Source organism: Methanomethylovorans sp. PtaU1.Bin093, from assembly GCF_002067275.1.
In the GTDB taxonomy this organism is placed as follows: Archaea; Halobacteriota; Methanosarcinia; order Methanosarcinales; family Methanosarcinaceae; genus Methanomethylovorans.
In genome coordinates this window covers 1-9,019 of sequence record NZ_MVQX01000099.1, presented here as the reverse complement: position 1 = coordinate 9,019, position 9,019 = coordinate 1, and the positions used below count along the sequence as shown (strand labels likewise).

Here is a 9,019-nt window from a genome sequence, read left to right as displayed (position 1 = left end):
ACAAATTATTCTCCCCTTGTATCGGTCATTGTCCCATGTTACAATGAAGCCCTAACACTCAAAAACTGTGTAACCAGTATTCTGTCTCAAACATATAAGAATTATGAAATTCTAATAATAGATGATGGTAGCACTGACAGTACTCTTGAAGTGGCCAATTCTTTATCCGATACCAAGATAAGGACTTTTACAAAACCAAATGGCGGTAAAGCTTCAGCTCTCAATTATGGAATTAAGAGATCAAATGGTGAGATCATTGTCAGTTTAGATGCTGATTCGATTTTCCTCCCTAACACTCTCTCAAAATTAATTACTCCATTCTCAGATCCTGAAATAATTGCAGTATGCGGAAATATAAAGATCTCTAATCGTAACACATTATTAACAAAACTTCAATCTCTTGAATATATTTCCGGTCTTAACATCCAAAGGAGAGCATTTGCATATTTAAATTGTATGCAAATAATCTCAGGTGCAATCGGGGCATTCCGCAAAACCCAATTGGTAGAAGTAGGCGGCTATTCCAGAGATACCCTGGTCGAAGATATGGATGTAACAGTAACACTTGCCAAAAAAGGCTATAAGATCGAGTACATTAGTAGTGCAATCGCTTATACTGAATCCCCTGAATCTCTCCATGACTTCCACAAACAGCGCTATAGATGGAGTTATGGTCTTTTTGAAGTCATTCAAAAGCACAAACCCATCTTATTCAAATCAACAAGAATAGGTCTAATTGGACTCCCCTATATCTTGATCTCGTTAATTATGGAGACCTTCTTAACATTATCAACTCCTTTTATAATGATAGCAGATATCTTTTTCAATATCTCTTACAACGCCGTAGCTATCTTTTTAATGGTAATTCTATCAAGGTGTATCATATTCCTATATACCTTCCATCTTGATAAAGAAAATAAGAAACTAATTCTTTTTACTCCCATCTATATGGTATATATCCAATATGTTAACTTGATAACAATAAAAGCCCTGTTCCACTTCACAACAGGCAAGAAAGCATCATGGAACAAGATCAAAAGATTAGGTAAAAATACTTTACCTGTTAATAAGAAGAGGTATGCAGCTGATTGATAATCTATGAACGTGCAGAAGATCTTGAGATAGGTCCTGAATGATAGACTTGGGATCTATCTATCTGCTCTGTACAAAGTTTAAAAACAACCACTAGAAGATTTATGACAAAGCAAAAAGATTTAAATAAAGACTATTATATATCCTTTTATGGGGTAGTAAAATATGAAAAGAACATTTGTTTTGATATTAGCAATACTTGTAATTGCAGCTTTTCTCAGTGGAACGGCTGTAGTATCAGGCGATGAGAATTATTTTGGAGAATCCGGTGATCAGCCAAGAGATGAAGTAGATGAGGACAATGATAATCCTCGCGATACAAGCGATCAAAGTCCAGGTGATCGAACGAGATCCAAAGATAGATGATACATTATTTGCTTTTTTTGAGATTGGGTTCTTCTCCCCTAATATTATTTTCAAATCAATGGTCTGCCTATCAGGCGCTATGCTAAGAACACAGTAATTTTCAAAGGGTTGGAAAAGCGGTATGCCAGAAGTCGCGCCCATGAGGCCTGATAACTCTGACATTGTGGATGCTTGGAGCTGCATGCATGAGGCGGTGTGTCAAGTGAGTGAAAGTAACAGGATCGAATCCTGCATAAGAAAGTATGAAGTACGATGAATTGAATTTATAATCATGCCAGGTGGACAACCCTTTCTTAACTCTACTCCGCATTTACCCGAGGATTATGATACCCAGGTATCCAGAGTGATCCCATATTATACCTCAATTCATCAGGAAGCCCTCTATCTTGTCAAAGCACTGCCATTCACACCGTACCTGTGGCTGGACACAGGTTGTGGCACAGGTTCATTTGTTAAGAAGGCGATCCAGGAATTTCCGAATACCAGATTCTTGTTACTGGACCCATCTGAGGGTATGCTGCAGCAGGCACGGGAAAAACTATCCGGATGTTCCACCGCAAGCCTGGAATTCATGCAACCTTCCTCTACACAGGACCTTAAATGGGAGCGTAGCGACAAACCAGATGTAATAACTGCTATCCAATGTCATCATTACCTATGTGCTGAAGAGAGGGCCAAAGCAACAAAAGTGTGTTATGGCCTTTTAAAAGAAGAGGGGGCTTACATAACATTTGAGAACATACGGCCCCTTACAGAAGCAGGTATCATTGTCGGGAAGCAATACTGGGGCAATTTCCAGTTGTCTATGGGGAAAACCCAGGAAGAGGTAGATAAACACCTTGCCCGCTTCGACGTGGAATATTTTCCCATCACAGTAGAAGACCATCTCAGATCATTGAAGGAAGCTGGTTTCAGGACCGTGGAAATACTATGGTATTCCTACATGCAGGCTGGATTTTATTGCATCAAGTGATATCCTGAACTTTTCCATAGCAGCGTTCCTTCTTTAATCTACAGTATCCCTGCTGTCCTTAAAAAATTAGTGAATACCTTTTTCGAGTTGTTTTCATATTCCTCTCTTAAGGCAGAATGATCACTTTTTATTTCTTCAGCTGAGAGCAGTTTCAGGTCATCGTCTTCAGCCAGCCACTTGTCCAGCATGGCTGTTGTCAGTTCCAGATGCCCCTGGAATCCGTAGGCATTGTCGCCGACTTTGACCACCTGGTTACGGCAATGTTTCCCAGTGGCCAGCAGCTGCATGTCATCTGTCAGCTTCACGGTTTCCCCGTGCAGGTGGAATATGGGCAATGTTGCTTCCAGCCCTTTAAAAATAGCATCTTTTTTCCCTGTCGGTGTAAGTTCTAGGGTAAACCCTTTTCCCTGTAAGTCCTTCCATCCCACTTCTTTTATGGAATTACGGATCACTCTGCCACCACAGGCCTTAACTAGAGCCTGCATGCCAAGACAGATCCCAAGATACGGCATATCTGCCCTTACTGCCTGTTCTATTGCGACGATCTCCTGCTGCATTGCCTTTGTCGTGTCATTCGCACTGGCCGGACCCCCCATAACTATCAGTGCTTCATGTTCCGTGGGATCAGGGACCTCTTCGCCATGTTCGATTTCAACGATTCTATATTCTATGCAACTGCTGCGGAGGATCTCTCCCAGAGTTCCTGGTCCCTCTCTGGCACAATTCTTGACGATCAGGACTGTCATGCGTAAATTAGGAGTTTTGAAAGATATATGTGCATCGCCAGGGGCTCAATTAACGGAAATGTCAGAACAGGAACAAAAGAGATAATGCTGAAGGGTTCCTTTCCTCTGTATCAAGGGGAAAGGAACCTTTTTCCGTTTTTAGGCAGTTTTGCCAGCCATCATCGTACCACCGATGACCTCGTACCAACCAACCAACCTTGTTTGGGATCTATCCTTGCCTCAGCAATACAACCTTTGTTATTCAACTATTTAATCTTTTCTTCACTCCGCTATATACAGATTCTAATTATGATGAGGTGCTTTTCTTCCCAGAACTTTTTTCAGAAGAACTATTGAATGCCGTTTCTTTTTATTTTATATTATTTGTATTGTTGTGTAAAGCACCTGAGTACGTTTCAAAAGCTGTCTGGTTGTAACACACCAGGATTACTTTGTAGATAGTATCCACTTCAGTAAGGAAATCCCACACGGACCGAACAGCGATGCCTGCAGCTCTCTCTACAGGAAAACCATAAGCCCCTATACTTATTCCCGGGAAAGCAATAGATCTTACTTCATATTGCTGTGCAAGTTCCAGGGAACTTCGGTATGCACGATAGAGCATTTTGTCCTCTCCGTGAGTGCCTCCTTTCCATACGGGTCCTACGGTATGTATCACCCATTTTGCAGGCAGGTTGTACCCCCTGGTGATCCTCGCTTCTCCGGTGGGGCATCCTTCAAGCTTACGGCATTCTTCAAGCAGTCCGGGGCCAGCTGCCCGATGGATCGCTCCGTCCACGCCACCTCCGCCAAGCAAAGAATTGTTAGCTGCATTAACGATAGCATCGACCTGCTGTGTCACGATGTCATCCATTATGACCGAGATCCGTTCAGCTATTTCCATCATAGTGATGCTCCTTGTTCTCTCCTTATCCTTTGCATATAATTTAGGACCCTGTGCATATAAATCCAGGTGGATCTGCAGGATCGATGTACATGATCAATGTGTATGGTAAAATACTAATAAAGGCAATAATCATTTTATGGACCAGCGTACACAAAGCATTCTTTCTATATTCGAGCAGATAAGCAGCATTCCACGGTGTTCCAAACACGAGGAGCGCATAGCTAACTGGCTCAAGGAATGGGCATTATCCCACGGACTTAGCTTCAAGTTCGATAGCTTTAATAATGTAGTGATCACCGTTCCGCCGTCTCCTGGCTACGAGAGATCATCTGCGGTTGTCATCCAGGGTCACATGGACATGGTGTGTGAGAAAACCGAATCATCTACTCATGATTTTAGCAAGGACCCTATTAAGCTGGTCTATGATGGCGACTGGCTGAGGGCGGATGGCACTACTCTGGGTGCTGACAATGGCATTGCTCTGGCCATGGCTCTCGAACTTGCCCAGGATAGGACGATCGCCCACCCTCTTCTGGAATTGTTGTTTACTGTAGATGAGGAAACCTCAATGCAGGGAGTCAATGCCCTGACCCCAGACTTCATTTCAGGAGAGGTCTTACTTAACCTTGATTCTGAGGAAGACGGCGTTTTCATTGTAGGCTGTGCAGGTGGCATCACTACCCGAATTGAGATGAGCACAGACCGTATTCCTGTTCCGGGTTCTTATAGCATCTGCAGACTGATTGCAGAGGGTATGGCTGGTGGTCACTCTGGTGTGGATATTCACGAAAAGAGGGCAAATGCTAACAAGGTGCTTGCGGCAGCCATTGAAAAACTGCTGGATCTAAATATACTGCTGATATCTGTAGAGGGAGGTAAAGCCCACAATGCTATTCCCAGATACTCACAGGCGCTCCTAGCTTATCCAAGGGACTGCCTTGAAGAGATGGGGTCAATTATTGCCCAGCTGCAAAGTGAGCTGCGTTTAGAGTATGCTGACAGAGAACCTGGATTGACCCTTAGGATCGAAAAGGCGAAATTTGATGACAAGCTGCAAGCTCTTTCTCCCGGCACTGCAGCGAAACTTGTCGTACTGCTGCTTTCTCTGCCCCATGGTGTTGCTTCCATGTCATCTGATCTGCCGGAACTTGTTGAGACATCCAGCAACCTTGCTACTGTAAAAACATCAATGGACAGTATCATCATTGTCACAAGCCAGAGAAGTTCTGACATGGAAAAACTTGCACTTCTTACTGAGAAAATTAATAAGCTGGCCAGATCAGCCGGGGCAACGGTGCTTAACAGTGAAGGTTATCCTTCGTGGAAGCCGGATATGAGATCTCCCCTGCTGCAGCAATGTAAGGAAGCATATTCTTCAGTTTGCTGCGAAGATCCCAGGATAGAGGTGATACATGCCGGTCTTGAATGTGCCGTAATAGGGTCTAAGTTCGTGGGTCTGGATATGATCTCTTTCGGACCGACCATAAAGAACCCGCATTCTCCGGATGAGCGGCTTTATATACCTTCAGTGTCACGGACATGGGAGTTCCTTGTAGCGCTGCTTGCTTCTTTCAGGTGACGTTTTATACTTTCTGACAGTAAATGCTACTAAGGATAAAAGAGGGGAGTCCATGAGACAATTTCCAAAACCTATAGTGGTAGTTAGCAGATGTCTGGAATTCGATAAGGTAAGGTATGATGGTCAGGTGATACATTCCCGCATCGTCAGGGACCTGGAACCGTTCGTTGAGTTCATCAAAGTGTGTCCAGAAGTGGAGATCGGGCTCGGGGTGCCGCGGGAAACAATCCGGATAGTGCGTAAGGATGGGTCCTACAGGCTCGTTCAGCCAGCAACCGGTGAAGACCTCACGGACAGGATGAACTCTTTCACCGAGGGTTTCATAGAGGATCTGCAGGAAGTGGATGGTTTCATATTCAAGTCCAAATCCCCGACAATAGGGCTTCGCAACATCAAGATATATGCAGGCTTGGAGAACGCGCCGGTGGTGGAAAGGGGTACTGGTTTCTTTGCAGGGAAACTACTGGAAAGGTATCCGGGCTATCCTCTGGAAGAGGAGGACAGGCTGCGCAATACCAGGATAAGGCAGCATTACCTCACACATCTGTATACATTTGCAGATCTGAGGAAGCTCAAAGAGTCTGCAAGCCTGGAGGCTGTGCAGGATTTCCTGAGCAGGAACGAATTCCTTTTCCTGGCATATAATATGGATATACAGGAAAAGATGTTCGGATTGGTGCAGGATGGCTCAAAGTCAATTGACAAAATACTGGAAGAACTTGAGTCCCTGCTGAAACAGTTGATGGTAAGGCCACCGGACCATGAGGCTAACATAAAGGCCTCAAGGGCAATGTTCCAGTCGATGGCTGCTGATGTGTCGGAGAAGGAAAAGCAGTTCTTTGAGGCTGTGCTTGGCCGTTACGAACAGAACAAGATATGTTTCAGCACGGTTCTGGAATTGCTGAAACTACACTTGCTGATGGCCGGCAGGGACCCTGCATATCATTCATTCCTACTGCCTTATCCCGAAGAGCTTATAATGGAAGTGGATGAGGACAGGGACAAGGACTTCTGGAAGCAGGGCTGATCTCATGGATGAATTACAGGAACTGGCTAATTCCTGCATCGATTGTAAGAAATGTTGGGATGTGTGTCCTGTGAACATGGTCACAGCAGGCAACATCTATACTCCTCGGGGCAAGATCGGGTCATTGTCAAAGATACTTGCAGGGGAGGAGCTTACAGAGGACGAGTTCAATAACATCTACCTTTCCACAAGGTGCGGTGCATGTGATGACGTGTGTCCTGTGGATATTCCCATAACGAAGATCATCCAGTACGAGCGCAAGCTGCTGGCAGAGCAGGGCAGGGAGCCTGCCAAGACCACTCTTATCTCAAAGAACATCCTGGAGAAGAACAGTCCGGGAGGCAAGGACCCTGCTCTGAGATTCTCATGGGTGACACCGGACCTTGAGATCGCTGAAATGTCGGATGTGGCTTACATGGCCGGATGCTGGGTGGCCTACAGCCATCCGGAGATCGCTCAATCTACTATCAGGTTGCTCAACAAGGCTGGTATTAAGCCCATGATACTGAAAGAGGAGAAATGCTGCGGCATTTTCCTTATCGACAGCGGTCATCTGGATGAGATCGCAGCGCATGGCGAGAGGTATATGGAATACATCGAGTCCCTGGGTGTGAAAAAGCTGCTGGTCTCCTGTCCGGGATGCTATCACAGCATCAGGGATTCATACGCCGAATTTTGCAGAGTGCCCAAGTTCGAAGTGGAGCTTACCATGAACGTGTTCAAGGAACTGCTGGACGAAGGCAAACTGAAGCCAAAAGAACTGAACCGCACCGTGGCTATCAGGGATGCCTGTCCCATACGCCATCTTGCAGGCGTTCCCAGGGACATCCTCAGAACCATCGGTGTAGAGGTCATCGAGCTGTTCGATGGCAAGACGCGGTGCTGCGGTGGTCCGGGCGGCCTTAAGCCCAACTTTCCCCAGATCTCCGGGGACATCGCCATGATGGCTATCAACAGGTACAAAGAGGTCTCGGACACCCTGGTCTCATATTGCCCGTTCTGCATGCACCACACCGAAGGCGTCTGCAAGGAGCGCAACGAAGAACTGAACATGAAGGATATTTCGGTGCTGCTGGCTGAGAGCGTGCTGGGGAAGTGAGGAGTCTTTCTCACTATTCTATTACTGAGGATTGTTTGGCTTAAATCTGTTATGAAAAACTATATCCTCAGCGTACATTAATCAAGTCATATAATTTAAGAAAGAATCGTAGATATTCGTAATATTCTTCTGACTCAAAACTAACTTGCTTATCAGGAAGTTCTATGGGGTCATTAGTTTCCCAATCCCTAAGATGTGCTTCTATGTATATTGTTTTTGGACCGGGATTTAATATTATCTCATAAAATCCGCCATATGTTGGTTTTCCTTGTTCCGGGTAGAAATCTGTGTCGATTTCTTCTCCAAATCTACAGTCGCATTCCAGTGAAAATGAATATGTACCAATATTTAGATACCTTTCAGTACATAATACAAAAAGATAAGCTACATCAAAAGCATCTTCAACTTTTTCTTTATCTGGAATTTGGTATGAATGCTCTAATAAGTTTCTTGATTTGTTAACTTTTGTTAAGATGCGAGGTGAAACAATGCCTACATCATTCAGTACTTTGATCTTTGAAGGAAAACCATACTTTTTCTTTTTAATTACATCATAAATACCTATATAAGTTAACAAAGAATCTACTTGGCATTCAATAGCTCTTTTGCTATTTGATAAACAGTCAAGTAACCCATGAGGAGTCCCCTCATTCAAGTTGCTCTCTGCATAACTCAGAAATTGATGAGGTTTAATCATAAAATTTGGTTTAAAGTCACCAGGCACAGTACCAACAATACGCCCAAACTTGTTATATTCAGTAAGCATTTGAATAGTTATTTCGGCCACAAAATTAGAATCCTTTGTATGAATTAATGTGTGCCGGTTTAACTTTGTTCTAATTGTATCTATGGTGCAAAATATCTTGAAAATATGTTTATGTATAGATGTCATTAAGTTGAATTTATAACGAGGTTTAGAGTGGCTATACCTTTTTCATTTTTTCCTTCTCAGGAACCCCTTAACAGAATCACATATTGCAGTAACTCTTTCCATATCCTGTGGCTGGCCCATGAAGGACTACCACTGAGAGCATTCGTTTCAATGACATATCGCAGTCACGTTGTGAGGATAAACCCATCAGCAGCAAGCAAAGGTACGGGCTTACGGAAAAAGGCCTTAATCTCTGCTTCGGCAGAGCCGAAAATACTTATATGAACCAATTCCATACTTTAAGTATGCAATACTCACACAAGTTCTCTGCAGTCATACATAAAGAGGGAGATTGGTATGTATCATGGTGTCCTGAACTG

General features: G+C 44.0%; 9 protein-coding genes. 6 read left to right on the top strand and 3 right to left on the bottom strand.

Features of this window, described 5'->3' with window-relative positions:
* From A4E24_RS10695 to A4E24_RS10685, 3 genes are all read left to right on the top strand, one after another.
* Nucleotides 1-1,092 (top strand): glycosyltransferase family 2 protein (locus A4E24_RS10695; protein WP_292353378.1); only part of this gene is annotated, 1,092 nt, incomplete at its 5' end.
* 165 nt (nucleotides 1,093-1,257) lie between these two features.
* Complete coding sequence (locus A4E24_RS10690) at nucleotides 1,258-1,458, top strand: hypothetical protein (protein WP_292353377.1); 201 nt, start codon at nucleotides 1,258-1,260, stop codon at nucleotides 1,456-1,458.
* Between the two features lie 271 nt (nucleotides 1,459-1,729).
* Nucleotides 1,730-2,431 carry a class I SAM-dependent methyltransferase gene (locus A4E24_RS10685; protein ID WP_292353376.1) on the top strand — a complete coding sequence of 234 codons (702 nt, stop codon included), beginning with the start codon at nucleotides 1,730-1,732 and terminating at the stop codon, nucleotides 2,429-2,431.
* A gap of 38 nt (nucleotides 2,432-2,469) precedes the next feature.
* Here the strand turns inward: A4E24_RS10685 and A4E24_RS10680 are convergent, their stop codons facing one another.
* Both A4E24_RS10680 and A4E24_RS10675 read right to left on the bottom strand, forming a co-directional pair.
* Nucleotides 2,470-3,177, bottom strand: a complete 708-nt coding sequence (locus A4E24_RS10680; protein ID WP_292353375.1) for a type 1 glutamine amidotransferase — start codon at nucleotides 3,175-3,177, stop codon at nucleotides 2,470-2,472.
* A 349-nt stretch (nucleotides 3,178-3,526) separates the two neighbouring features.
* Nucleotides 3,527-4,063, bottom strand: a complete 537-nt coding sequence (locus A4E24_RS10675) for an O-acetyl-ADP-ribose deacetylase (RefSeq protein WP_292353374.1) — start codon at nucleotides 4,061-4,063, stop codon at nucleotides 3,527-3,529.
* A 136-nt stretch (nucleotides 4,064-4,199) separates the two neighbouring features.
* Here A4E24_RS10675 and A4E24_RS10670 point away from each other — a divergent pair, with 136 nt between their 5' ends.
* The 3 genes from A4E24_RS10670 to A4E24_RS10660 are packed head-to-tail and all read left to right on the top strand — an operon-like array spanning nucleotide 4,200 to nucleotide 7,768.
* The gene (locus tag A4E24_RS10670; protein WP_292353373.1) at nucleotides 4,200-5,642 is read left to right on the top strand and encodes an aminoacyl-histidine dipeptidase; all 1,443 of its coding nucleotides are present in this window, start codon (nucleotides 4,200-4,202) and stop codon (nucleotides 5,640-5,642) included.
* Between the two features lie 52 nt (nucleotides 5,643-5,694).
* Nucleotides 5,695-6,669 (top strand): DUF523 and DUF1722 domain-containing protein, encoded by a 975-nt coding sequence (locus tag A4E24_RS10665; protein ID WP_292353372.1) that lies wholly within the window; start codon nucleotides 5,695-5,697, stop codon nucleotides 6,667-6,669.
* On the top strand, nucleotides 6,632-7,768 hold the full coding sequence (locus tag A4E24_RS10660) for a (Fe-S)-binding protein (protein WP_292353371.1): 1,137 nt from the start codon (nucleotides 6,632-6,634) through the stop codon (nucleotides 7,766-7,768). The genes A4E24_RS10665 and A4E24_RS10660 overlap by 38 nt, the downstream gene beginning before the upstream one ends.
* A gap of 67 nt (nucleotides 7,769-7,835) precedes the next feature.
* Here the strand turns inward: A4E24_RS10660 and A4E24_RS10655 are convergent, their stop codons facing one another.
* Nucleotides 7,836-8,555, bottom strand: a complete 720-nt coding sequence (locus A4E24_RS10655; protein WP_292353370.1) for a hypothetical protein — start codon at nucleotides 8,553-8,555, stop codon at nucleotides 7,836-7,838.
* Nucleotides 8,556-9,019 lie beyond the last annotated feature (464 nt).

Coding starts and splice junctions, on each gene's coding strand:
- A4E24_RS10690 (WP_292353377.1), top strand. CDS start 1,258: ATGAAAAGAACATTTGTTTTGATATTAGCAATACTTGTAATTGCAGCT.
- A4E24_RS10685 (WP_292353376.1), top strand. CDS start 1,730: ATGCCAGGTGGACAACCCTTTCTTAACTCTACTCCGCATTTACCCGAG.
- A4E24_RS10680 (WP_292353375.1), bottom strand. CDS start 3,177: ATGACAGTCCTGATCGTCAAGAATTGTGCCAGAGAGGGACCAGGAACT.
- A4E24_RS10675 (WP_292353374.1), bottom strand. CDS start 4,063: ATGATGGAAATAGCTGAACGGATCTCGGTCATAATGGATGACATCGTG.
- A4E24_RS10670 (WP_292353373.1), top strand. CDS start 4,200: ATGGACCAGCGTACACAAAGCATTCTTTCTATATTCGAGCAGATAAGC.
- A4E24_RS10665 (WP_292353372.1), top strand. CDS start 5,695: ATGAGACAATTTCCAAAACCTATAGTGGTAGTTAGCAGATGTCTGGAA.
- A4E24_RS10660 (WP_292353371.1), top strand. CDS start 6,632: ATGAGGACAGGGACAAGGACTTCTGGAAGCAGGGCTGATCTCATGGAT.